Source organism: Rhodococcoides kyotonense (genome assembly GCF_900188125.1).
In the GTDB taxonomy this organism is placed as follows: domain Bacteria; phylum Actinomycetota; class Actinomycetes; order Mycobacteriales; family Mycobacteriaceae; genus Rhodococcoides; species Rhodococcoides kyotonense.
Genome location: NZ_FZOW01000002.1, coordinates 65,885 through 88,073 on the forward strand (window position 1 = coordinate 65,885; position 22,189 = coordinate 88,073).

The 22,189-nt window shown below is 64.9% G+C and carries 20 protein-coding genes; 9 read left to right on the top strand and 11 right to left on the bottom strand.

What is annotated here, in order from left to right; genetic code table 11:
- Window positions 1-140 precede the first annotated feature (140 nt).
- Window positions 141-2,318 carry a glutamine synthetase III family protein gene (locus CHB96_RS03155; protein WP_089243151.1) on the top strand — a complete coding sequence of 726 codons (2,178 nt, stop codon included), beginning with the start codon at window positions 141-143 and terminating at the stop codon, window positions 2,316-2,318.
- A 72-nt stretch (window positions 2,319-2,390) separates the two neighbouring features.
- Here CHB96_RS03155 and CHB96_RS03160 read toward each other — a convergent pair whose 3' ends face one another.
- The 3 genes from CHB96_RS03160 to CHB96_RS03170 are packed head-to-tail and all read right to left on the bottom strand — an operon-like array spanning window position 2,391 to window position 5,403.
- Window positions 2,391-3,896: a tripartite tricarboxylate transporter permease gene (locus CHB96_RS03160; protein ID WP_089243152.1), complete on the bottom strand. Its 1,506-nt coding sequence runs from the start codon at window positions 3,894-3,896 to the stop codon at window positions 2,391-2,393.
- The gene (locus CHB96_RS03165) at window positions 3,896-4,417 is read right to left on the bottom strand and encodes a tripartite tricarboxylate transporter TctB family protein (RefSeq protein ID WP_089243153.1); all 522 of its coding nucleotides are present in this window, start codon (window positions 4,415-4,417) and stop codon (window positions 3,896-3,898) included. The genes CHB96_RS03160 and CHB96_RS03165 overlap by 1 nt, the downstream gene beginning before the upstream one ends.
- The gene (locus tag CHB96_RS03170) at window positions 4,414-5,403 is read right to left on the bottom strand and encodes a Bug family tripartite tricarboxylate transporter substrate binding protein (protein ID WP_089243154.1); all 990 of its coding nucleotides are present in this window, start codon (window positions 5,401-5,403) and stop codon (window positions 4,414-4,416) included. The genes CHB96_RS03165 and CHB96_RS03170 overlap by 4 nt, the downstream gene beginning before the upstream one ends.
- Window positions 5,404-5,496: 93 nt before the next feature.
- Here CHB96_RS03170 and CHB96_RS03175 point away from each other — a divergent pair, with 93 nt between their 5' ends.
- The 3 genes from CHB96_RS03175 (at window position 5,497) to CHB96_RS03185 (ending at window position 8,442) form a co-directional block, all read left to right on the top strand.
- Window positions 5,497-5,910: a universal stress protein gene (locus CHB96_RS03175; RefSeq protein WP_089243155.1), complete on the top strand. Its 414-nt coding sequence runs from the start codon at window positions 5,497-5,499 to the stop codon at window positions 5,908-5,910.
- Between the two features lie 115 nt (window positions 5,911-6,025).
- The gene (locus tag CHB96_RS03180) at window positions 6,026-7,435 is read left to right on the top strand and encodes a hemolysin family protein (protein ID WP_089243156.1); all 1,410 of its coding nucleotides are present in this window, start codon (window positions 6,026-6,028) and stop codon (window positions 7,433-7,435) included.
- On the top strand, window positions 7,432-8,442 hold the full coding sequence (locus tag CHB96_RS03185; RefSeq protein WP_089243157.1) for a hemolysin family protein: 1,011 nt from the start codon (window positions 7,432-7,434) through the stop codon (window positions 8,440-8,442). The genes CHB96_RS03180 and CHB96_RS03185 overlap by 4 nt, the downstream gene beginning before the upstream one ends.
- 222 nt (window positions 8,443-8,664) lie before the next feature.
- Here CHB96_RS03185 and CHB96_RS03190 read toward each other — a convergent pair whose 3' ends face one another.
- Window positions 8,665-9,126, bottom strand: coding sequence for a MarR family winged helix-turn-helix transcriptional regulator (locus tag CHB96_RS03190; protein ID WP_089243158.1), 462 nt, complete (start codon window positions 9,124-9,126; stop codon window positions 8,665-8,667).
- A gap of 111 nt (window positions 9,127-9,237) precedes the next feature.
- Here CHB96_RS03190 and CHB96_RS03195 point away from each other — a divergent pair, with 111 nt between their 5' ends.
- Genes CHB96_RS03195 through CHB96_RS03205 form a run of 3 tightly spaced genes read left to right on the top strand, consistent with a single transcriptional unit; the run spans window position 9,238 to window position 12,396 of the window.
- The gene (locus CHB96_RS03195) at window positions 9,238-10,314 is read left to right on the top strand and encodes an AbrB family transcriptional regulator (protein ID WP_089243159.1); all 1,077 of its coding nucleotides are present in this window, start codon (window positions 9,238-9,240) and stop codon (window positions 10,312-10,314) included.
- A gap of 28 nt (window positions 10,315-10,342) precedes the next feature.
- Complete coding sequence (locus tag CHB96_RS03200) at window positions 10,343-11,839, top strand: MFS transporter (protein ID WP_089243160.1); 1,497 nt, start codon at window positions 10,343-10,345, stop codon at window positions 11,837-11,839.
- The gene (locus CHB96_RS03205) at window positions 11,839-12,396 is read left to right on the top strand and encodes a TetR/AcrR family transcriptional regulator (RefSeq protein ID WP_089243161.1); all 558 of its coding nucleotides are present in this window, start codon (window positions 11,839-11,841) and stop codon (window positions 12,394-12,396) included. Before CHB96_RS03200 ends, CHB96_RS03205 begins: the two co-directional genes overlap by 1 nt.
- Here CHB96_RS03205 and CHB96_RS03210 read toward each other — a convergent pair.
- The 4 genes from CHB96_RS03210 to CHB96_RS03225 form a co-directional block, all read right to left on the bottom strand.
- Window positions 12,382-13,326 (bottom strand): ABC transporter substrate-binding protein, encoded by a 945-nt coding sequence (locus tag CHB96_RS03210; RefSeq protein ID WP_245865196.1) that lies wholly within the window; start codon window positions 13,324-13,326, stop codon window positions 12,382-12,384. The genes CHB96_RS03205 and CHB96_RS03210 overlap by 15 nt on opposite strands.
- A 40-nt stretch (window positions 13,327-13,366) precedes the next feature.
- Window positions 13,367-14,071, bottom strand: a complete 705-nt coding sequence (locus CHB96_RS03215) for a YoaK family protein (RefSeq protein ID WP_089243162.1) — start codon at window positions 14,069-14,071, stop codon at window positions 13,367-13,369.
- A complete protein-coding gene (locus CHB96_RS03220) occupies window positions 14,061-16,076 on the bottom strand; it encodes a neutral/alkaline non-lysosomal ceramidase N-terminal domain-containing protein (protein WP_371828978.1) in 2,016 nt (671 codons plus the stop codon). Before CHB96_RS03220 ends, CHB96_RS03215 begins: the two co-directional genes overlap by 11 nt.
- Window positions 16,077-16,151: 75 nt before the next feature.
- Window positions 16,152-16,517, bottom strand: a complete 366-nt coding sequence (locus tag CHB96_RS03225; protein WP_089243164.1) for a winged helix-turn-helix transcriptional regulator — start codon at window positions 16,515-16,517, stop codon at window positions 16,152-16,154.
- Between the two features lie 113 nt (window positions 16,518-16,630).
- Here CHB96_RS03225 and CHB96_RS03230 point away from each other — a divergent pair, with 113 nt between their 5' ends.
- Entirely contained in the window at window positions 16,631-17,476 is an 846-nt protein-coding gene (locus CHB96_RS03230; RefSeq protein WP_176444118.1) for an SDR family oxidoreductase, read from the top strand.
- Here CHB96_RS03230 and CHB96_RS03235 read toward each other — a convergent pair.
- Window positions 17,473-18,846 (bottom strand): FUSC family protein, encoded by a 1,374-nt coding sequence (locus CHB96_RS03235; protein ID WP_245865198.1) that lies wholly within the window; start codon window positions 18,844-18,846, stop codon window positions 17,473-17,475. The two genes, CHB96_RS03230 and CHB96_RS03235, sit on opposite strands and share 4 nt — an antisense overlap.
- 60 nt (window positions 18,847-18,906) lie before the next feature.
- On the opposite strand from CHB96_RS03235, the gene CHB96_RS03240 reads away from it, so the two are divergent.
- A complete protein-coding gene (locus CHB96_RS03240) occupies window positions 18,907-19,407 on the top strand; it encodes a MarR family winged helix-turn-helix transcriptional regulator (protein ID WP_089243165.1) in 501 nt (166 codons plus the stop codon).
- Window positions 19,408-19,476: 69 nt separating this feature from the next.
- Here the strand turns inward: CHB96_RS03240 and CHB96_RS03245 are convergent, their stop codons facing one another.
- Window positions 19,477-20,085 carry a lipocalin family protein gene (locus CHB96_RS03245; protein WP_089243166.1) on the bottom strand — a complete coding sequence of 203 codons (609 nt, stop codon included), beginning with the start codon at window positions 20,083-20,085 and terminating at the stop codon, window positions 19,477-19,479.
- Entirely contained in the window at window positions 20,082-22,058 is a 1,977-nt protein-coding gene (locus CHB96_RS03250) for an MMPL family transporter (protein ID WP_089243828.1), read from the bottom strand. Before CHB96_RS03250 ends, CHB96_RS03245 begins: the two co-directional genes overlap by 4 nt.
- Between the last annotated feature and the right edge of the window lie 131 nt (window positions 22,059-22,189).

Below are 22,189 nucleotides of genomic sequence, written 5' to 3' on the forward strand. Positions count from 1 at the left end.
TTTGTCCACAAGGAGTTCTGCTGATCGAGTTCGGCACGCACTCGATACCGGCACGAAACACGTTTGCCACGATCTGCACCTACATTTCGCTGGTTGGCTCCGCGAAAAAGCTGCGGGGCTCGAGGCCGAGGGGTGTGTGTATGAGCGGGAATGCGGTCCGTCTGCAGGCGATCAAGGACGTCGAGGCCTATGTGCCCCCTGCAGTCAGCTACTCGGGCGAGGAGAAGCCGGGGGAGATCTTCGGCGAGAACGTCTTCAGCAAGGTCGTCATGCAGAAGCGTCTGCCGAAGTCGGTCTACAAGTCGGTGATGGCGACGATCGATGAGGGCAAGCCTCTCGATCCCATGGTGGCCGACGCGGTGGCGTCGGCGATGAAGGACTGGGCGCTCGAGAAGGGCGCGACCCACTACGCGCACGTGTTCTACCCGCTCACAGGCCTGACCGCGGAGAAGCACGACAGCTTCTTCGATCCCGTCGGTGACGGCTCCGCGCTCGCGGAGTTCGCAGGAAAGACGCTCATCCAGGGCGAGCCCGACGCGTCGAGCTTCCCCAACGGCGGCCTGCGCAACACGTTCGAAGCACGCGGGTACACGGGATGGGACGTCACGAGTCCGGCCTACGTGCTGGAGAATCCGAACGGCAACACGCTGTGCATTCCGACGGTGTTCGTGTCGATGACGGGCGAGGCCCTCGACCACAAGACTCCGCTGCTGCGTTCACAACAGGCGATGGGCACACACGCCGAACGGATCCTGGCCCTCTTCGGCCACGAGGACGTCTCGAACATCGTCTCGTTCTGCGGACCGGAGCAGGAGTACTTTCTCGTCGACCGGCACTTCTTTCTGGCGCGCCCCGACCTGCTCAACGCAGGTCGCACGTTGTTCGGGTCGAAGCCTCCCAAGGGCCAGGAGTTCGACGACCATTACTTCGGTGCGATTCCCGAGCGCGTGCTCGGCTTCATGATGGACACCGAACGGGAACTGTTCAAGCTCGGAATCCCGGCGAAGACGCGGCACAACGAGGTCGCGCCCGGCCAGTTCGAGATCGCGCCGATGTTCGAGCGCGGCAACATCGCCGCCGACCACCAGCAGTTGCTGATGACGACGCTCAAGGCCATCGCGAAGAAGCACGGCATGGAATGTCTGTTCCACGAGAAGCCGTTCGACGGTGTCAACGGATCCGGCAAGCACGTCAACTTCTCGCTCGGTAACGCCGAGCTGGGTTCGCTGTTGGTTCCCGGCGACAATCCGCACGACAACGCACAGTTCCTCGTGTTCTGTGCTGCGGTCATCAGGGCCGTGCACAAGTACGGTGGCCTGCTGCGCGCGTCGGTGGCGTCGGCGACCAACGATCACCGGCTCGGGGCCAACGAGGCGCCTCCGGCGATCATCTCGATCTTCCTCGGGGATCAGCTCGCCGACGTGTTCGATCAGATCGCCAAGGGTGCGGCGACGTCGTCGAAAGGCAAGGGCACCATGATGATCGGTGCCGACACGCTCCCCGTTCTGCCGACGGATCCGGGCGACCGAAACCGCACGTCGCCGTTCGCGTTCACCGGCAACAGGTTCGAGTTCCGTGCACCGGGGTCGATGCAGACGGTCAGCGTCCCGATCGTCACGATCAACACCATCATGGCCGACTCGCTCGACTACATGGCGACCAACCTGGAGACCGCGGTGGCGAACGGCACCGAATTCGACACTGCCGTACAGAATTTGCTGACCGAGATCATCACCGAACACGGTGCAGTCGTGTTCAACGGTGACGGCTACTCCGACAACTGGCAGATCGAGGCGGAATCACGCGGCCTGCCGAACCTGCGCACGACGCTCGACGCGTTGCCCGAGCTCATCTCCGAATCCTCGATGGATCTGTTCGAGAAGTACAAGGTCTTCAACCATCGAGAGATGCACTCGCGCTACGAGATCGGGCTCGAACAATACGCGTTGACTGTCGGCGTCGAGGCGCGGCTGACGCTCGAGATCGGGAAGACGTCGGTGCTGCCCGCTGCGGTCCGGTACCAGACCGAGTTGGCGCAGAACGTGAGTGCGCTGAAGTCTGCGGGTGTCGATGCGGACATGAGTGAATTGCTCGACGTGTCCGAGACGCTCACCGCGTTGAAGTCTGCTCTGGCGACGCTGAAGTCGGCGCTCGACAGCGACCCGGGTGGCGACGCCCTCGCCGAAGCAACCCACGCGAAGGACGCGTTGCTCCCCGCGATGGCGGCGGTTCGTTCGGCGTCGGATCTGCTGGAAGGCGTGATCGCCGACGACCTCTGGCCGCTCCCGACATACCAGGAAATGCTGTACATCCTGTAGGGGGGGGCTGCGCCCCCATGTGCACGGAAATACATAGCCCGCTATGTATTTCCGTGCACATGCGCGAAGCGCCTAGAAATCGACCTTCGACCGCGACCGAACCTTGCCGACGATCGTGAACACGATCGCGATCGTCATCAGCGTGTACAGCGTGATGGTGATTCCGCTGCTGACGAGGATGGTCGGATCACCTTCGCTGACGGCCAGGGCGCGGCGCAGCGAATCCTCCGCGAGCGGGCCGAGGATGACGGCGATCAGGACCGGTGCCAGCGGAATCCCGTAGCGCCGCATCATGAATCCGACGACGCCGAGTCCGAGCATGAACATCAGGTCGACGATCGACGCACTGGATGCGTACACACCGAGCGCGGCGAACACCGAGATGCCTGCGTACAGGTAGTTCTTCGGGATCTTCAGCAGCTTCGCCCATAGCGGCGCGAACGGCAGGTTCAGGATCAGCAGCACGATCATCGCGAGGAACAGGCTGGCGATCAATGCCCAGACGATGTCGCCGCTGCGCTCGAACAGCAACGGTCCTGGCTGCATTCCGTACTGCTGGAAGGCCGCGAGGAGGATCGCTGCCGTTGCCGACGTCGGAAGACCGAGAGCGAGAAGCGCGCCCATCGCCGTACCGGCCGTCGAGTTTCCTGCGGCTTCCGGCCCGGCGACACCGCGGATCGCGCCCTTGCCGAACATCGGGTTCGTGCGACGACGGTCCAGCCTGCGCTCGGTGCCGTACGCCAGGAAACTCGGTACCTCGGCGCCACCTGCGGGTATGACACCGAACGGCACACCGAATGCGGTGCCGCGCAACCATGCCGGAAGTGCCTCACGGAACTCCGAACGGCTGAGGAACGGCCTGCCCTTCGAGACGATCAGCGAATTGTCCTCGGGCCGGCCGATCTTCGACGCGACATGAATGACCTCACCGAGCGCGAGCATCGCGACCGTGATGACGACGATGTGGATGCCGTCGAAGATCTCGGGCACGTCGAACGTGAATCGTGACGCACCCGAGGGGCCGTCGATGCCGATGACGGCGAGCGTCAAGCCGATCAACAGCGCGGTCAGGCCCTTCAACGCGGAGTCCGACACCACCGCGGACGTCGCGATGAACGCGAACACCGCGAGCGCGAAATACTCTGCCGGCCCGAAGTTGGTGGCGAGCGACGCCAGTGTCGGGGCGAAGAACACGACGAGAGTCGTCGCGATCATGCCACCGATGAACGACGCGATCGCCGACGTCGCCAAAGCCTGTGGCGCACGGCCGTTCTTGGCCATCCGGTGGCCTTCGAAGGTGCCGGCGATGGCAGTGGAGTTGCCGGGCGTGTTCATCAGAATGCCGGAGATCGAGTCTCCGAACAGTCCACCGAAGTAGACACCGGCGAACATGATGAGCGCCGCGGTCGGATCGAGCGTGAACGTGACGGGCAACAGCAGTGCGACGGCCATTGCCGAACCGAGGCCGGGCAGCACGCCCACCGCGGTACCGAGAACGGCGCCGACGAGCACCCAGACCAGGTTCATCGGCGTCAGCGCGGTGCCGAAGCCGTCGAGGAGATTACTCAGCGAATCCATCAGAACACCTGCGCCAGAAGTCCGCCGGGCAACGTCAAGCCCAGGCCTGCCGAGAACGCGAGCTGCACGGCCGACGACACCAACAATGCAATGGCGCCGTCGAACACGTAACGGCGACTACCCAATCCGATGGAGACTCCCCAGAACAGCAGAGCTCCGGCCAGTACCCAGCCGAGCGGATCGAGCAGAACGATGAACAACGCAACGGATCCGACGGTGATGCCGAGTGTGCGCCAGTTGCTGACAGTGCCGGTATTCGGCGTCCCGTCCTCGTCGGTGCCACGGTCGACGATGTCGGGCTTCATCAGAAGTTGGCCGGTGACGAGGATGGCGACGATGAAACAGCCGCCTGCCACTATCGACGGAAATACTTGCGGTCCGGGCGAGGTCGCGGTGGCGGGAACGTCCATCGTCACTGTTCCGTAGACGAGGAACACCCCCAATGCCACCAGCAACGCGGGGACGATCAGACCGCTGCGTCCAGTCCAGAACGATCGAGGGACTTCTGTGGTCGTACTCATACCAGCCCCAGCTCTCGGAGAATGTCTGTGATGCGGGCCTGTTCGGTGTCGAGGAAGTCGCCGAACTCGTCACCGGTCTGGAAGGACTCCTTCCATCGGTTGCGTTCGACGGCGCCCTGCCACTGTTCGGTGTCGTGCATCTCGGATGCGATGGCGATCAGCGTCTCGCGGTCCTCGTCCGAAATGCCCGGTGGCGCAACGATTCCACGCCAGTTCACGAGGTCGACGTCGTAGCCGAGTTCGACGAATGTCTCGACGTCTATGCCGTCCACCGGCTCCGGTGCGGCGACGGCGAGCGCGCGAACGTTGCCTGCTTCGATCTGGTCGCGGAAGTCGTTGTACCCACTGACGGCGACGCCGACGGTGTTCGACAGCAGAGCCGTCAGCACCTCACCGCCTCCGGAGTACGCGATGTAGTTGATCGCGGCCGGATCGATGTCGGCTTCCTGCGCGAGTTGGCCGGCCACGATGTGGTCGATGCCTCCGAGTGACCCGCCGCCGATCGGCAGTCCGCCGGGGTTGGCTCGCCACGCGGCGATCATGTCTTCGAGATTCTGGTACGGCGAATCCTTCGGGACGACGAATACTTCGAAGTCCTCGGCCAGCTTGGCGATCGGAACCGTGTCGGCAAGCGTCGTCTCGGAGTTGTTGATCGCGATGCCGCCGAGCATGACCGTGCCGGTGATCAGCACCGTCGTCGGCTGCCCGGCGAGGCTGCCGAGCTGGCTGAGCCCGATCGTGCCGCCCGCACCGGGGACGTTGACCACCTGCGCGTTGTTGACGATGTTGTCCGAACGCAGTGCCTGCTGAGCTTCCCTGGCCACGAGATCCCATCCGCCACCGGCAGCGGCGGGCGCGATCATCGTGAGTTTGGAACGGGCGTCGGATCCGCTCTGGCTGTTGCTTGCATCGATACCGGCTACGGCGACCGCGGCGACGACGGCGACCGCGAGAAGAGATCTGGACAGAGTGGGTGAGACCCCCATCAAGTACCTTTCGTGTGATGTGTCACAGCGACACAGTAGATACGCTTTGTCCGAATAGTCCAATCAGCAATCAATCGAAGGAGCGCAACACAGATGTCGGTAGCCGTAGTCGCAAGCGATTCGCCAGAAGGTCGCGAGGCACTGGTGCGTGCGGTCGAGGAAGCGAAGCTGCGCGGCCTCGAGTTGGTCGCACTGGCCGTCGTGGATTCCAACACGGTGACCGAAGAAGACCGGGAGGCAACGACTCTCGCGACGAAGCAGATCCTCGACAGTCGCGGAATCTCCGATGCCGAGTTGACGGTGCGCGTCGAACCCGACGCAGGGGACCCGGCCGGCGCCATCGTGGATCTCGTCGCGGACACCGGCGCGACGCTGTTGGTGATCGGCTCTCGCCGACGCTCCGCCGTCGGGAAATTCCTGATGGGAAGCACCGTGCAACGAGTGCTTCTGGACAGCCCGGTGCCGGTTCTCGTAGTGAAGTCACCAGAAGGTTCGGGCACCCGCTAGAATCGGACATCACCGTCCCACCCCCCACAAGCAGAGGATTCATGGACAGCGATAAACCCGGGCCGGACACGGCCCCCCGCACTATGTCGACTAGTTGCGAGGCGGTGTCCGGCGAATGAGTGTGATTCTCACCCTCTTGCTCGGCGTCCTCGTCGTCTTCCTGATCACCGTGGCCACGGGTTATTTCGTGGCTCAGGAATTCGCATACATGACTGTGGACCGCTCCCGGCTCAAGGCTCGCGCCGAAGCCGGAGACGCAGGTGCCCGTCGTACATTGCAGGTCACCAAACGCACGTCGTTCATGCTGTCCGGTGCCCAGTTGGGTATCACCGTGACCGGCCTGCTCGTCGGTTATGTGGCCGAACCCCTCATCGGACAATCGTTCGGAACCATTCTCGGTGGCGTCGGCGTTCCGACGGCCGTCGGCGTGGGCATCGGCGCGGTCCTCGCGTTGCTGTTCTCGACGTTCGTGCAGATGCTGTTCGGTGAGCTGTTCCCGAAGAACTTCGCCATCGCACGTCCCGAGCCCGTCGCCCGGTGGCTGTCGCTGTCGACGACCATCTACCTGAAGCTGTTCGGGTGGCTCATCACGATCTTCGACCACGCGTCGAACCTGCTGCTGAAGTCGCTGAAGATCGAGCCGGTGCACGACGTCGAGCATTCGGCGACTCCGCGCGACCTCGAACACATCGTCGCCGAGTCGAAGGACTCGGGTGATCTGCCCGACGAGCTGTCCGATCTGCTCGATCGAATTCTCGATTTCCCGACGCGCACAGTGGAACACGCCATGATTCCGCGCTCGCGTTCGGCGACGGTGCGTGCCACCGACACGCTCGCCGAGGTGAAAGCGCTGATGGGGCAGGAGCATTCGCGCTACCCGGTGCTCGACGAGGACGACGGCATCGTCGGAGTCGTGCATCTGCAGGACATCCTGGCGGTCAGCGACCGTCCCGACGCGAAGATCGCCGAGTTCGTGCGCCCGGCGCTGATCCTTCCCGAGGTGCAGGCTCTGCCCGACGCGGTGGTGGAGCTGCGGACGTCGAAGAACCAGCTCGCCTGTGTCATCGACGAATACGGCGGCCTCACCGGTGTCATCACCATCGAGGATCTTGCCGAGGAACTCGTCGGCGAGATCACCGACGAGCACGACGAGGACGAAGTCGACCAGACCCCGATCGTGGGCGAGGACGGCACGTGGACGATGGCGGGCGAGATCCACATCGACGAGGTCGAGCGGTCCATCGACCACGATCTACCGGCCGGTGACTACGAGACGATCGCCGGATTCGTCATCGCGCATCATGGTTCGTTGCCCGACATCGGAACGCGCATCGAGGTCGATCTGCCCGCGGAATCGGAGGATCTGATCGCCGACGACGACGAGGTGCCCGAGAGGTACGTCGCGGTCGAGGTGCTGGAGATCGACAACTATGTTCCGTCGTCCGTGCGACTCGAACTCGGGCAGCGTGAGCGCTCGACGCGCGAGGAGCAGGACGAGAACACAGAAATGGACAACCACCGATGAGCAATCCCTGGATAGTCGTCGCGGTCACCGTCGCCCTCATCGCGGCCAGTGCGTTCTTCGTCGCCGTCGAATTCGCGTTGCTCGCGGCCAAGCGGCACCGACTGGAGGATGCCGCCGCCAGCAGTCGGTCGGCGCGTGCGGCGCTGCGTAGTTCGAGCGAACTGACGGTTCTGCTCGCGGGCTCGCAGCTCGGAATCACGTTGTGCACGTTGGCTCTCGGTGCGACCACCAAGCCTGCCGTGCACTACGCCCTGACGCCGCTGTTCGAGTCGTGGGGCATCCCGTACTGGGTGGCCGACGTCGCGGGCTTCGTCCTCGCGTTGATCATCGTCACGTTCCTGCATCTCGTCGTCGGTGAGATGGCTCCGAAGTCCTGGGCCATCGCTCATCCGGAGAAGTCGGCGACGATGTTGGCCCTTCCGATGCGTGCGTTCATGTTCTTGACCAGGCCCGTGATCGTCGCCATGAACGAGATGGCGAACTGGTTGCTACGACGCGTCGGTGTCGAACCGACCGCCCAGGTCGCGTCGGGTCAGAATCCCGAGGATCTGCGCCAGCTCGTCGAACACTCCGTCAACGTCGGAGCTCTCGACGCGAGTTACTCGATGCAGATCGCGGGAGCTCTGGAACTGCAGAACCTCGTGGTCGGGGACCTGCTGCAGGTGCACGGCGTTCCCACGTCGGTGGAATCGACGGCGACGCTCGACGACGTTCGCGCGGTGTCCTTGCAGTCCGGCCACCTGCGGATCCTGGTTCGCGACGGCGAGACCGTCAGTGGCGTCGTGCACGTGCGTGACACGCTCGCCGACGACGTCGCCTTGGCGGATGTGACGCGTCCGGTGTTCACCCTGGAGGTGGACACGCCGGTCTACGTCGCGTTGGCGTCGATGCGTGAGACGAGCAGCCACTTGGCGTTGGTGGTCGACGGCGACCGAACCCTGGGAGTCGTGACGCTGTCGGACGTGCTGTCGAGGCTGTTGCCCGTGGCCGCCGCAGCGGCGACCTAGTCGGCTGGAACAGACGAGAAGGGCCGCACCGAGAGAATCGGTGCGGCCCTTTTCGTCTGTGGGTGGCTCAGAAGGGATTGACGACGAGCAACGTGGCCCAGTACGTCGCTGCATCGTGGCCGAGCTGGGGGAGAAGCGCGTCGTACAGCAGGTAGGACATCATCGAAGCTCATTACTCCTGTTTCACGGTGCGGCCGCCGCCGCAGAAGGGGTGTGCGCGATTCATGTTCCATCAGAACGGTCGGAAAGGTCAACAGTCTCGGCATGATCCGGGCGCCTCGCCAATTTCCACAGGATCGGTGCCGCGAGATGCAGGACGTCACGTTCGAGTTGGGTCAACTGTTCGGCCATCGCATCGGCGAGCCAACGGTCCCGCTGTTCTCGGTCGGCGGCAACGAGAGCCGTGCCCTTGTCGGTGATGCGGATCAACAGGCGACGGCGGTCACCGGGATCCGGTGTTCGCGTGACGAGGTCTTCTGCCTCCAATGCGTTGAGGTTGCTCGTCAGCGACTGAATGCGAACTCCTTGCAACGCCGCGAGGTCGACGGGGGCGCTCGACCCGCCGCTGCGTTCGACGTCGCCGAGAATCTGCATCTGGCTCGGCGTCAGATAATGCTGTGGGCGCTGCCGTCGCAGCCTCCGCGTCAGCGCGAGCATTGCCTCCCGCAACTCCGTTGCACTCATGTCGAACCCTCCCCGGTACGCAATTAGTACGCACAGCAGTATCTTTCTTGCCAGTTTCGTCTGGTTTGACGATCAGAATGATAAGAGTAGCCTTATCGTGTGCGAAAAACCATGATGCGTTGGATTGCCCTCCTGGCTGTGACGATCGTGGTGTGGGCGGCTCTGGCCGCTCTCGGACTCTCCGCTGCGGCGTTGTTCGCGTCCCTCGTCGTCGCTGCGATATTCGCAGTCCGCGGCCTCGGTCCCGACCGTGTTCCCAGACCGGCAGGCATGCTCGCGCAGGGAATCCTCGCCGTCAGCATCGGGCTCATGGTCGACACCGAAACGCTGTCCGCTCTCGGATCCAGCTGGCTACCTGCTCTCGGCGTCTGCGTCGCGACGCTCGTCGTCAGTATCGCCGCAGGATTTCTTCTCGCGTTACATCGTGACGTCGATGCTCTGACCGGGGCACTGTCGATGATCGCCGGTGGCGCGCAGGGTCTCGTCGCGGTCAGTCGCGAACTCGGCGGCGACGAGCGAATGGTGGCCGTCGTCCAATATCTGCGCGTCGGGCTGATCATCGTCACGATGCCGTTGGTCGCGACGGTCGTGTTCGGTGCGGGCAGTGGTGGCGCCGTCGCGAGTCGAAGTGGCGAAAGCCCTTGGTATGTCGATCTTCTCGTTGTCGCGGGAGCCATCGTCGTCGGCATCGGAGTTGCACGTCTGATCAGGTTGCCCGCACCCGCGACACTCGGTCCTCTCGCGGCGTCGATCGCCCTCGAACTGTCCGGCTGGATCGACTCCGTGTCGGCGCCGACGATTCTGCTCCCCATCGCCTTCGTCGTCATCGGCTGGCAAGCAGGTCTCGCGTTCACGCGCGACAGCGTGCGTGCCGTCGGGCGTGTGATGCCCTGGGCGATCGGGCTGATCGTCGTCCTCGGCGTTCTGTGTGCGCTGCTCGGGTTGCTGCTGTCGCACACCACCGGGATCTCCCTCCTCGAGGGCTATCTCGCGACGACGCCCGGTGGTCTGTCGGCGGTGCTCGCGGTCTCCGCGGCGAGTGGCGCGAACGTCACGTTCGTCGCGGCGGTGCAGGTGGTGCGTCTGGTCATCATGCTGTTCGCAGCACCGTTCGGTGCCAAGATGTTTCTCGCGCTCCGTGCGCGACGGTCGCGACAAGCGGAGCGCGAGAAGGTATCCCTCGGCTGAGGCCCGATCCGTGGCTTATCATCAAGCGATGACATCAACCGATGACAGGCCGCGCACCGATACCGGACGTGCGTTGGTCCCGGTGCTGGTGTCCATCTGCACCGTCGTCGCCGTCGTCAGCAGTGTCGGCGCACCGCTGATCCCGACGGTCGGCGATACCTACGGTGTCTCGTTCACCAGCGCGCAGTGGTCCCTGACGATCGCGATGCTCGTCGGCGCCGTCACCGTCCCGATTCTCGGACGGCTCGGAGACGGTCCGCATCGCAAGCAGGCCCTGGTCGGCGCACTCGCCGTCGTTGCGCTCGGATGCGTGCTCGCGGCCGTCCCCGGCAACTTCGCGATGTTGATCCTCGGCCGCGCCCTGCAGGGGATCGGCCTCGGATTGATGCCGCTCGCGATGGCCGTCGCGCGTGATCACCTCACGCCCGCAGCCGCGCGCAAATGTGTCGCGGCCCTGTCGGTGACGGCTGTTGCCGGAATCGGACTCGGCTATCCGCTCACCGGCGTCATTGCGCACTACTGGGGATTTCACGCATGCTTCGTCGTCGCGGCGATCGCTACGACGGCCGTTCTGCTCGTCTCCATTCCGGTGGTGCCGAGCAGCGGGCATCTGGCGCGACATCCTCTCGACGTTGTCGGCGCGATCCTTCTCGGCATCGGACTGACAGCCCTGTTGCTGGCCCTGAGCACCGGCGGATCCTGGGGTTGGACGTCGTGGCAGCTGCTCGTTTCCGTCGCGGTGGGCGTGGTGATTCTTCCGCTGTGGGCCCGTCACGAGTTGCGCTGCGCGTATCCACTCGTGCAGTTGTCGCTGCTCCGCAACAGAATGGTGCTGACCGCGGACGTCACAGGGCTGCTCGCAGGCATCGGAATGTTCGTGTTGTCGTCGACGGTCATCCGATTGGTCCAGACGCCGACGGATACCGGATACGGGCTCGGCAAGTCCGCGGTGATCGCCGGACTGGTCCTCGTTCCGTTCTCGCTCGCCAGCGTCGTCGCCAACCGGCTTCTCCCGTTCGCGAGCAGGTGGGTCCCTCAGAACCTCGTCATGCCGCTCGGAGCGGGGGCGTTCGTCGTCGCACTGATCGTGTTGCTGATCGGACGTTCGGAACTGTGGGTCGTCTTCGTCGTCATGGGCGTGGCCGGCCTCGGCGTCGGGTTCACGTTCGCAGCGATGCCGACCCTCATCGTCAGCGCGGTCCCGGCACACGAAACCGGCAGTGCGCTCGGCGTCAACCAGGTGACACGCACCGTCGGCGGTGCGGTCGGAAGTGCGCTCAGTGCCACGATCCTCGCGGCGTACACGCTCCCGGGTTCCACCTACCCGTCCGACGACGGCTACTCGGCGGCGGCCACTGCGGGCATCGTTCTGTGGGTGGTGACGGCACTGCTCGCTCTAGGATTGCCGTATGCGCGACGCCGGGCGTCGAAGCAGGTGGTGGACGACAGTGTCGAGTTGGCGGTGACGGGCGGGTTCGCCTACGAGATCGACTCGCGTAGAACCGAATCCGTAGGGGACAGGTGATGACGGAAACGCGATCCCGCAATGCCGGCCGAACGCGTCAGGATCTCCTGGACGCGGCGACCGAACTCTTCGGAACCCGAGGCTACGAGCGCACGACCATCCGAGAGATCGGTGAACGCGCAGGCGCGGACCCGGCCCTGATCGCCCGGTACTTCGGCAACAAGGCTGCGCTCTACCTCGCGACGTTGCCGACGGACGACACCGGTCCCGATCTGGCGGACATTCTCGACCCCGGCCGGATCGAGGAGACGTTGCGCCGCGTTGCCGGTCTCGGGCCCGGTCCCGTGCTGCATGCGGTCATCCGCAGACACGACGACGACGCCGTGCAGGCTGCCGCGTCGACACGCGTCGAGAAGCGTATGACCGAGGGCCTGGAAAGGCGACTGTCCGACCGAGGTGTCGAATCGGCAAGGCTTCGAGCGCAACTCGCGGTCGCAGCCCTGTCCGGTATCGCTCTCGCCCGGTCCGCGGGAACGCTGGAGACGCTGTCCGACGCGGATCCGGACGAGGTGGTGCGGTTGACCGGCGCGATGCTCGAGACGCTACTGAGTTCCTGACTCGAGGACGTCGAGCATCGCCTCGGCCTTCATGATGCTGCCGAACAGATAGGCGTTCGACGGCAGATACTCGATGTCCCCCTCCAGGAGGCCGAACAGCGGATTGGACCGCACGGTCTCGAGGAACTGACCCGGTTCCGCAGCCGCTCCGTCGGTGACGACGAAGATGCGGTCGGCGTCGAGGAGATTGGTCTGTTCGAGGCTGACCTCGAAGAACGAATCCTCGGCAGTGCCGATGCTCTGGGTCGTCGGGGCGCGGAGACCGACCTCACGCAGCGTCGTCCAGATGAACGCGCCCTCCTGGCCCATGTAGTTCAGCTTGTCCGCGCGAACGCGAATCACGCTGGCAGTTCCTGGATTCGGACCCAGCTGACCGCGTACGGCGTCGACACGAGCGTCGTAGCCGGCCAGCAACTGCGCAGCCTGATCCTGCTTGCCCAGGTGGTCGCCGAGGATCGTGAGAGTTTCTTTCCATTCGTTGGCCACGTCGCCGACGGCAACGGTCGGCGCGACGTCCTTGACGTTGTCGTAGAACTCGCGTTGCGACGCGTCCTCGCTCGTGACGACGATCAGGTCCGGATCGGCCTTGATGACTTCCTCGACGCTGACGTCGGCCTCGGAATTGCCCACGCTCGCAACGTCGTCGGGCAGCTTCTCGGCGATGAAGTCCGGCCAGGTTCCCGTACTCTTCGGAACGACGGTCGCAACGGGCGTCACTCCCAGCGCCAGAACCGATTCCAGTACGCCACCCGCGTCGAGAACGACGACGCGCTGCGGATCGACCGGGATCTCGGTGGTGCCGTAGAGATGTTCGACGGTCCGCATCTCGGCGGTGCTCGGTGCCTCCTCGGCTGCCGTGGCGCTACATCCCGCGAGGGCCACCACTGTCAGGGCGGCGACCGCGGATCTCTTGACCAGAAGATTGCTCACGAGTGAAGAAACTATACAAGTGCTTTACTATGTGCACTGCCTACGTCGCCGGACGTGTCCAAGGTCGCACGGAACGATGTCCGACGCCCGCTACGGCCAGCGTCACCGTGGCCGCCGTCAGCAGTGCGACTCCCGGGTGCACGAGCAGCAGAAGAGCCCCGACGACGGCACCGACGAAGATGGCGGCGACGGCGCCGATGCGCCGGTCGAGGAAACGGGCTGTCCCGGTGTTCGGCTTCGTCACCGACTCGCTGGCGAACGACGTCAGCGTCGAGGTCACGACGACCGTGGGCATGTCGCGGACCGCGACGCTGCGTGCCACCGCGGCTTGAATGCCCATCGCAAGTGACGACGCGGCCGCCACGGCGATCTGAATGGTCCGGATGCCGGTGCCGTCGTCGGTGTCGGTCTCGGTGTCGAGGAAGAACATCGCGGCCGCAGCAGCGGCGAGTACGAGACCGCCCCCGGCCAGCAATGCCGTCGTGCGACCGGTCCAGGGACCTGGGTGTCCGCGAAGAGCGAAACCCGCTGCGACAGCACCACACGTGAACGACACGAGCGCGATGACCGGCCCCAACACGGGCAGATCGTCACCGCCCGCGACCCCCATGCCGAGGACGATGACGTTGCCCGTCATGTTGCCGACGAAGATCCGATCCAGCGCGAGGAACCCGACCGCGTCGGCGATGCCGGTCGTGAACGTCAGGGCGGCCATCAACGCGACGGCGCGGCGCTCAGGCGACATCGAACTCGGCGGTGATACCGGTGAACGGCGTCAGACTGCCGTCGAGGGATCGAGTGTCGCCGAAGTAGACGATGCGGTATCGACCCGGCTGCTGCGATGTCGGAATGTCCCATGTGACCGTGGTTTCGGTGAACGGGCCGACGTTGTCGAACAGGATCTTCGTGTACCAGTCGCCGTCGTCGAAGACCCGCGTGAATCCGGTACCGTCGGCGCGCTCGACGGCGAGATAGGTGTCGTCGCGTCGTAGATTCGAGTTGGGATTCGCTCCGCAGAACCGCGCCACCACCTGCTGCCCGACGGTATAGCTCGGTGCTGGGTGGACGAGCACGTCACCGAAAATCTTTCCAGGACTGGGGAGATCGACGAACGGGTTTCCGGTCGGCGCACTCGGGATGGATCCGGTCAGGTCGCGCTGAGACGTTCCGCTGTCGACGGGACGGCCGTCGCGCATCGCCGACGCCAGATCCACCGCGACCTGAATCGTCGCCGGTAGCTGCCAGCGCCCGAAAGCTGTTGCGCCGCCCTCGTAATCCTGGTGATCGTATTCCTCGGGCGTCGTCACGTAGTGGCCGTAGCCGTTGGTGTATCCCTGCACGACGACGAGTTCGCGGTCTACGCCGAGGGCGTCGGCGAGTGCGGTCCGAAGGCGTGAACCCGCGACGATCGTCGGCTCGAACGGGCACGTGAACAGGTGGAAGCTACCGAGGCGGGCAAGGTGGAACGGCAGAATCTGCTGGACGACTCCGGGAATGAGCCCGACCGGCAGAATCACGTCCTTCGGAGCCTGGGCGTCGCGCAACCACTGGGGCATGATCACCGAACTCAGTGCTGCCAGTGCAGGATTGCCGCCGCGCTCACCCTCCTGCAGGCCGAGCGCGGGAACACCTCCGCCGTCCTCCTGACTGGATGCGGCGAATGCGGCACCGAGCGCTGCGGGACTCGTTGTGTGTGTCAGGCCGTCGCCGGTGAATTCGGGGCGGACGGTGACCTGTGAGAAATCGACGTACACCCAGCGAACGTCGATTCCCGAATCGAGCTGTGGCGCAGTATCTTCGGTGAGTGTGCGGGACGCGTCGAACTGGCGGAGTCCGATGATGCGAGTGTTCTCGAATTCGTCGGTGGTCGGGCCGGTACCGGGTTGCCTGTCGAGATTGGGGGTGATGTCGCCCGGAGTGCTCTGGCAGAATGCGGCGACGAAGCTGGGATCTCGATAGTCGACTCCTTCGATCTCACGTTCCCAGTGCCATGCTGCGTAGCCCTTGTTGTCGGTGCTGACCAGCACGTTGGTCGCCTTCATCGATGTGCCGTGTGTCGCAAACCAATTGATGACTCCGACGACATCACCACCGCGGGAGACCTGGAGGTTGACGGTGCGTGGGTCGATGCCGCCCGGAAACTCGGCCTTGTCGGGATCTCGCTCGAACGCCGCGGGCGAGCGGTTGACTCCGGCGTCGGTCAACGAACCCGACGCGATAGACACGGCGGACGGCCGCACGTCGTCGTGAGCACGTGTGACGGCGTCGACGATTCCGGAGACGTTGGATTCGAACGTGACCGGACGGAATCCGAGGGTGGTGATGTCGACGAGGAGGTGACCGTCGGTGCCGCCCGGGGCCCCGTGTGTATGCGTCGCGGACAGAAGAACGTTGCCGCGGTGGTAGGTGTCGCCGTATCGAGTGTGCAGGCGTCGCAGTACTTCTTCGAAGATGCTCTCGAACATCAGGCCGACCTCGCACGTGACGTGCACGAGCCGTTGCTGCGACGCGTCGTCGACGAAGACGAACGCACGCGCCCGTTGCCGAAGATGCAGCCCTGCCGAGGACTGTTCGAGAACCGCGTAACCGTTCATCCCGGCGCCGAGGGGCTCGCCCGTCATGTCACCGATGCCGCGGCCGACGGCCAGACCCGTCGGCGTCGCCGAGGCGGTGCCGGACCCGAGTGCGAACGTTCCGAGCGCCGTCACACCGGACGCGGCGAGAAAGGACCTTCTACGGATTCCTGACACCGGCAGCACGCTAGCAGCGCACTGCTGATTTTTCGGGGCATTCCGCAGGCTCCCACTCCTCTCTACTGGCTGGCGTCACTGGCTTGCGTCGTGCCTCTCGCGCGATGCGACGACGTCGGGCAGAGAGGACTCGACGAGCTCGATGAGCCCGATGAGGTGTTCGGCGACCTGGCGGCCCAGGGGCGTCAGGCTGTATTCGACCTTCGGTGGGATGGATTCGAGGACGGTGCGGATGACCATGCCGTCGCGTTCCAGGGTCTGCAGAGTCTGCGACAGCATGCGTTCGCTGACGCCGTCCACTCGGCGGCGCAGCGCGTTGAACCGATAGTCACCCTCGGCGAGTGCGGCCAGAGCGAGGATGCCCCACCTGCTCGTCGCGTTCTGCAGCGCTTCGCGTGAGCCGCAGTTGCGCGCGAAGACATCGGCTTCGAGGTTGTCCATGGGTCCGATGTTAGCGCATAACTTTCAGTAATCGCTTATCCAATGGGTTGCACTGTACGAAAAGTAAGTGCATAGTGGGTCGCGACCGAGAAGTTCTAGCCGAAGGAAAAGCCATGACCATTGCAGTAACCGGTGCGACCGGACACCTCGGAGCACTCGTCGTCGAGGAGCTTCTGGATCGCGGAGTCGACGCAGCCGACATCGTCGCCGTCGTGCGTGATGCGGCAAAAGCGGAATCGCTGGCCGACCGCGGCGTCCAGGTCCGAGTCGCGAACTACTCCGACGCAGATGCCCTGAAGGCGGCCTTGACCGGCGTCGACAAGCTGCTTCTGGTGTCGGGATCCGACGTCGGGCAGCGGGTTGCTCAGCATGCCAACGTGATCGATGCGGCCGAGTCCGCCGGTGTCTCTCTGATCGCCTACACGAGCATCCTCGCGGCTGACACGTCCGGCGTGACGCTGGCCACCGAGCACCTCGCGACCGAGAAGCTGCTGGCCGAGTCCTCCGTGCCCGCCGTGTTCCTGCGCAACGGGTGGTACTGGGAGAACTACTCCGCGTCGCTGCAGCAGACCGTCGAGGGTGGCACGTTGCTCGGCGCGGGCGGAGACGGCAAGATCGCTGCCGCGTCGCGTGCCGACTACGCCGCTGCTGCTGCCGTCGTACTTCTGTCCGAGAACCAGGGCGGAAAGATCTACGAGCTCGGCGGCGACGAGCACCTGACGTTGGCCGAGCTGGCCGCCGTCATCTCGGAGAACGCGGGAAAGCCCGTGCAGTACAAGGACGTCAGCGAAGCCGAGTACCGCGGCATCCTGGAAGGCGCGGGTCTGCCGGACTTCGTCGCCGAGATGCTGGCCAGCGCAGACGCCGGAATCTCACGCGGTGACCTCGACACGGACTCGGGCGATCTGCAGAAGCTGATCGGTCGTGCGTCCACACCGGTCGCGTCGATCCTGCGCTAGCGCACCACGTGCTGACGGTCCCCGGCCTCGATGGTGACCGCCGCGATCACGACGCCCACGAGCACTCCGATGAGCGTGTCGGCGATGCGGTCGATCACGACCGACGGTGACAGGTGTCCGGCCAGACCCGTCATCATCAGTGCCATCGGGGTGATCGCGAGCGACGTCAGCGCGTAGTTCCGCATGACCAGAAGCTCCGCGGCGATCTGGCAGACGACGATCGCGACCGTCGTCTGCCAGTACCCGAGGGACAGAGCGATGAGACCCGCGGCGACCACCGCGCCGCCGACATTTCCGAGCAATCGTTGAATGCCGCGCTGAACCGTGGTGTGGAACGTGATGCCCTGCATGGCCGCGAGTGCGCCCATCGTCGCCCATAAAGGGTGCTCGAATCCGAACGCGGTTGCGCACCACGCAGCGGTAGCGGCAGCTGCGGCAATGCGAACAGCGTTCAGCAGCAACGACTTCGACGTCAGGCGCTCGAGCCCCGTCGTGAAGAAGCTCTTGGGGCGCGACGACAGTTCCGCGGCCCGGACCGGCAACGCGTCGTAACGCCGCATCTTTCTCAGTGCACGTTCGTGTGCCAGAACGTCCTGTGCATGCGACGCCTCGTCCCCGCGAGCCCAGGCATCGAGAAGGGCTTCTGCGTCGTCGAGGAGCGTGACGAGACCGAGGCTGTGCTCGCGTGGGCGGCGGCCGTTGCTCAGGGCTACGACGGTGCGCGCCCGCGCGATCGCGGCGCGTGCGGGGGTCTGTTGCCGCGTGTCGACGGCCGCGAGTGCGCGTGCGACGGCGAGCTGCGCTGGACCGACCGGGTGGAGCAGGGCGGGAAGCATTGCCGCGACCCATCCGATGACAGCGCCGATGACGACTGCCGCGAAGACGGCTGCGACGTCCGTTGCCGCGTGGCCGAAGCCGACACCGGCCGTCGCGGAGAAGATGAGAATGACCGGGCCCGGTCCGGTGATCTCGAACGCGGCGAGAAGGAGAGCCGCAATGCCTGCGGCGACCGAGATCGCGGATGCCTGCACGGCGAACGACGTCGTCGATGCTCCGAGGACTGCGCCGAACGTCGCGTAGACGGCGATCAGTACGCCGACGACGGTCAACTTCCCTGCGCGGCGTGGGTACGGCTCGTACCGACCGAATGCCGAGACCAACGCGCCCAGCGCGGCGAAACCGGCGAATTCCGGGTGACCGAGGAGTCCTCCGCCGATCAGCACGACACCGACAGCGAGGCCGACACGCACGGCCGGAGCGACCGACGCGTCGGCGCGGCCCATGCGCGCTGCCTGTCTCCACGTGCTGCGGGACACGGCATGGGCGAGCGCGGAACGGGAGTGTCGAAGTCTGTCGAGTGTCGCGGTCACCCGACTAGTTTACATGTATTTCACTAGTAAATTAAAGTGTGGCGTCGTAGGGTTGCGGGCATGATTCCGGCGCAGAAATCGGGCGGAGATTTCGTCGACCACATCCGACGCGAATGGTCGACGACTTTTCCCGACGTCGACACCTCACCGATCGAGGTGCTCGCCCGCATCGGTCGGATCTCCGCGAAGGCCAATCATCTGCTCGACGCGACGCTGGCTCCGATGGGCGTCTCGCGTGCCGAGTTCGACGTCCTCAGTGCGCTGCGTCGCGCCGATCGAGCGCTACGTGCCAGCGAGGTGACGTCGGTGACGATGCTCAGCGGCGCGTCGACCACCAAGATCTCGGAGCGTCTGGTCAAGGAGGGTCTGGTCGAGCGGTTGCGTTTCGAGCGCGACGCGCGGGTGGTGCTGCTGCAGCTGACCGAGGCCGGGCGCGACCTCGTCGACCGGGTCTTTCCTGTCCGCCTCGAACGGGATCGCGAGTTTCTCGACGGTCTGGATGCGGACGAGCTCGAGACCTTGTCGGGGTTGCTGCGCAAGGTGGCGTTCAATGTCGAATGAGGCGGCTCCGCCGCACGTGCACGAAAATGCATAGCCCGCTATGCATTTTCGTGCACATGCGCGAAGCGCCTAGAGCGGCCGGATATCCGTCGCGCCGCCCGGCGTCGGGGAGGTCAGCAGGGTCGCCGGGTTGTAACCCTTCGACTGCACGACCGCGCGGATCTCGCCGAACTTCTCGGGACTCACCTCGGGGGAGCGGGACAGCACGAAGCCGCTCGTCCGCAGCGGATCGCCGACGAGCGCCCACGAGTAGTCGTCCGCGATGTACGCGACGATGTAGTTGGTCGGGCCGTCGAGGCTCTCCTGCGTCGGAACTCCCGGAAAGCTCACGTGCAGTTGGGCATTCGTCACCGTGTCATTGACGCGTGCGTTGCCGACGATGCCGTTGGTCCCGCCCGTCCATGTGGTGCACGTGTTCTCGACTCGAATGTTCGACGGATCGATCAACTGGTAGTTCGCCTGCGTGTCACGAGCGCATTCCAGGTTGAACGGCTGCGGAATCGCCGCGACCTGATTCCACGTGCCGAGATACCGTTCGACGTCGAGCGACGGGACCGGGGTGAGCGGTTCCCATCCTGCTGATCCCGACGGCGGTGCCGCCTGCGCGACGCCCGCGCCCATCAGCGTTGCGCATGCTGCCGCGACTGCCGTGCGGGTGATCATCGACCGTACTTTCATGAGACGCGCTCCTTCTGTGCTGTCGATTCCGAACTGTTCGAATCGATTCGGTTCGGCCACCATATCCCCGGGCCGATCAGGGTGAACAGGGCTGGGATCACGAGTGTGCGTACGACGAACGTGTCCAGCAGAATGCCAAGTCCGACAATGATTCCCAGCTGTGTGAGCGTGATGAGCGGAAGAACGCCCAACACGCAGAACACGGCGGCGAGGACGATGCCTGCGCTGGTGATGACGCCACCCGTCGCGCCGACGGCACGCACGATGGCCGCTCGTGTGCCGTGACCGGGTGTTTCCTCCCTGGTCCTCGTGACGAGAAAGATCGTGTAGTCGACGCCGAGCGCGACGAGAAACAGGAACGCGTACAGCGGCACGTTGTCGTCGAGTGCAGGGAATCCGAACACCTCCGAGCTGACCCAACTACCGACTCCGAGGGCGGCGAGAGCGCTGAGAACTGTGGTGGCGACCAAGAGAATCGGCGCGACGACGGCACGCAGCAGCACGATCAACACCGCGAGTACGACGACGAGAATCGCAGGTACGACGACCAACCGGTCACGCGCGGCCGCGTCGGACGTGTCGAGGGCCTGGGCATCGCTACCGCCGACGAGTGCGCCGGGAATGCCGTCGAACGACGCGCGTAGATCGGTGACTGCGGCGAATGCGTCGTCGGACGCCGGAGCGGTGTCGGTGACGACCGACCATCGCGTCAGGCCGGTGCCCGAGTCCGCGACGCGAGAGAAGGATTCGATTCTCGGTGACGCGTCGAGCGCGCCTTCGACTTCGGCGGCCGAAGAGGTGGGCGCGACGACGGTCGTCGGGTCGGCCAAGCCTGCCGGATAGTGCGCCGACAAGGTCTCGAATCCTTCGACGGATTCGGCCGTGACCCGGAACTGCTCTGTCTGCGACAGTCCGATTCCGGTTCCGAGAAGTGCTGCGGCGCAACCGACGAGCGCGACGATCGTGACGCTTGCCGTGCGGATCGGATGTCGTGACACGGAGGCGGCGACGCGGAACCATGCACCCGACGTCGACGTGTCTTTGTCGTCGGGCCCGGGAACGAACGGCCAGAACAACTTCGGCCCGCACAACGCGAGCAGCGGGGGCAGGACGACCAGAACGAATACTGCTGCGACGACGAGTCCTGCCGCGGCGAGCGCACCGAGGCTGCGTGTGCTCGGCAGCAGAGCCAGCAGCAACGTGAGCAGCGCGAGGACGACGGTCGCGTTGCTGGCCAGGATCGCAGGGCCTGCGTGGCGGACAGCGCGTTCGAGAGCCACTCGATGAAGTGTTGTTCGCCGAAGTTCCTCGCGGTAGCGGGAGATCAGCAGCAGCGCATAGTTCGTGCCTGCACCGAACACGAGGACGCTCGTGATGCCCGACGTCGAGCCGTCGAACGACAGTCCGGTGAGGTCCGCGAGCGCCGTTCCTACCGACGTCGCGACGCGGTCGCCGAGTCCGATGACGACGAGCGGCACGAGCCACAGGATCGGGGACCGGTAGGTCACGATCAGCAGGATCGCCACGACGAGCGCGGTGATCGCGAGCAGTGTGAAGTTGGCTCCGGAGAACGAGTTCGCGATGTCGGCGCCGAACGCGGGGCCGCCGGTCACCTGAGCATGCAGGCCGTCGGGGAGACCGTCGACGGCGGCGTCACGCATCGAGGTGACGAGGTCGTTCAGCGAGAAACCGGACAACGACGCATCGATCGGGACCAGTCCGAGGGTTGCTTTGCCGTCGGGAGCGGGTACGAGAGGGGAGGCGTCACCGACTCGGTCCAGTACCTGCTGGGCTGCGGCGGTGTCGGAGTCGGTGAGGGTCTCGCCGTCGGTCCTGGACACGACGACGATGACGGGCGCGGTATCCGCGTCGGGGAACTGGGCAAGCAGCTCGGTGACCTGCGTGGACTCGGCCGAGGATGGCACCGACGAGGGTGCGCTTCCGGCGGAATCGTTCTCGCCGACGGCGGCCATGAAGCCGAGGGACAGCAGGACGACGACGAGAGAGAGTGCCCACGATCGGCGCGAGGTGACCAATCGGGCAAATCGGATCCAGAAGTTCACGCGCCAACAATCTCATCAACTTAACTATTAAGCAACTGAGA

What these genes read in the sequence shown, in the direction of transcription:
- CHB96_RS03155 (WP_089243151.1), top strand. Translation starts at nt 141, where the DNA reads ATGAGCGGGAATGCGGTCCGTCTGCAGGCGATCAAGGACGTCGAGGCC.
- CHB96_RS03160 (WP_089243152.1), bottom strand. Translation starts at nt 3,896, where the DNA reads ATGGATTCGCTGAGTAATCTCCTCGACGGCTTCGGCACCGCGCTGACG.
- CHB96_RS03165 (WP_089243153.1), bottom strand. Translation starts at nt 4,417, where the DNA reads ATGAGTACGACCACAGAAGTCCCTCGATCGTTCTGGACTGGACGCAGC.
- CHB96_RS03170 (WP_089243154.1), bottom strand. Translation starts at nt 5,403, where the DNA reads ATGGGGGTCTCACCCACTCTGTCCAGATCTCTTCTCGCGGTCGCCGTC.
- CHB96_RS03175 (WP_089243155.1), top strand. Translation starts at nt 5,497, where the DNA reads ATGTCGGTAGCCGTAGTCGCAAGCGATTCGCCAGAAGGTCGCGAGGCA.
- CHB96_RS03180 (WP_089243156.1), top strand. Translation starts at nt 6,026, where the DNA reads ATGAGTGTGATTCTCACCCTCTTGCTCGGCGTCCTCGTCGTCTTCCTG.
- CHB96_RS03185 (WP_089243157.1), top strand. Translation starts at nt 7,432, where the DNA reads ATGAGCAATCCCTGGATAGTCGTCGCGGTCACCGTCGCCCTCATCGCG.
- CHB96_RS03190 (WP_089243158.1), bottom strand. Translation starts at nt 9,126, where the DNA reads ATGAGTGCAACGGAGTTGCGGGAGGCAATGCTCGCGCTGACGCGGAGG.
- CHB96_RS03195 (WP_089243159.1), top strand. Translation starts at nt 9,238, where the DNA reads ATGATGCGTTGGATTGCCCTCCTGGCTGTGACGATCGTGGTGTGGGCG.
- CHB96_RS03200 (WP_089243160.1), top strand. Translation starts at nt 10,343, where the DNA reads ATGACATCAACCGATGACAGGCCGCGCACCGATACCGGACGTGCGTTG.
- CHB96_RS03205 (WP_089243161.1), top strand. Translation starts at nt 11,839, where the DNA reads ATGACGGAAACGCGATCCCGCAATGCCGGCCGAACGCGTCAGGATCTC.
- CHB96_RS03215 (WP_089243162.1), bottom strand. Translation starts at nt 14,071, where the DNA reads ATGTCGCCTGAGCGCCGCGCCGTCGCGTTGATGGCCGCCCTGACGTTC.
- CHB96_RS03225 (WP_089243164.1), bottom strand. Translation starts at nt 16,517, where the DNA reads ATGGACAACCTCGAAGCCGATGTCTTCGCGCGCAACTGCGGCTCACGC.
- CHB96_RS03230 (WP_176444118.1), top strand. Translation starts at nt 16,631, where the DNA reads ATGACCATTGCAGTAACCGGTGCGACCGGACACCTCGGAGCACTCGTC.
- CHB96_RS03240 (WP_089243165.1), top strand. Translation starts at nt 18,907, where the DNA reads ATGATTCCGGCGCAGAAATCGGGCGGAGATTTCGTCGACCACATCCGA.
- CHB96_RS03245 (WP_089243166.1), bottom strand. Translation starts at nt 20,085, where the DNA reads ATGAAAGTACGGTCGATGATCACCCGCACGGCAGTCGCGGCAGCATGC.
- CHB96_RS03250 (WP_089243828.1), bottom strand. Translation starts at nt 22,058, where the DNA reads ATGGCCGCCGTCGGCGAGAACGATTCCGCCGGAAGCGCACCCTCGTCG.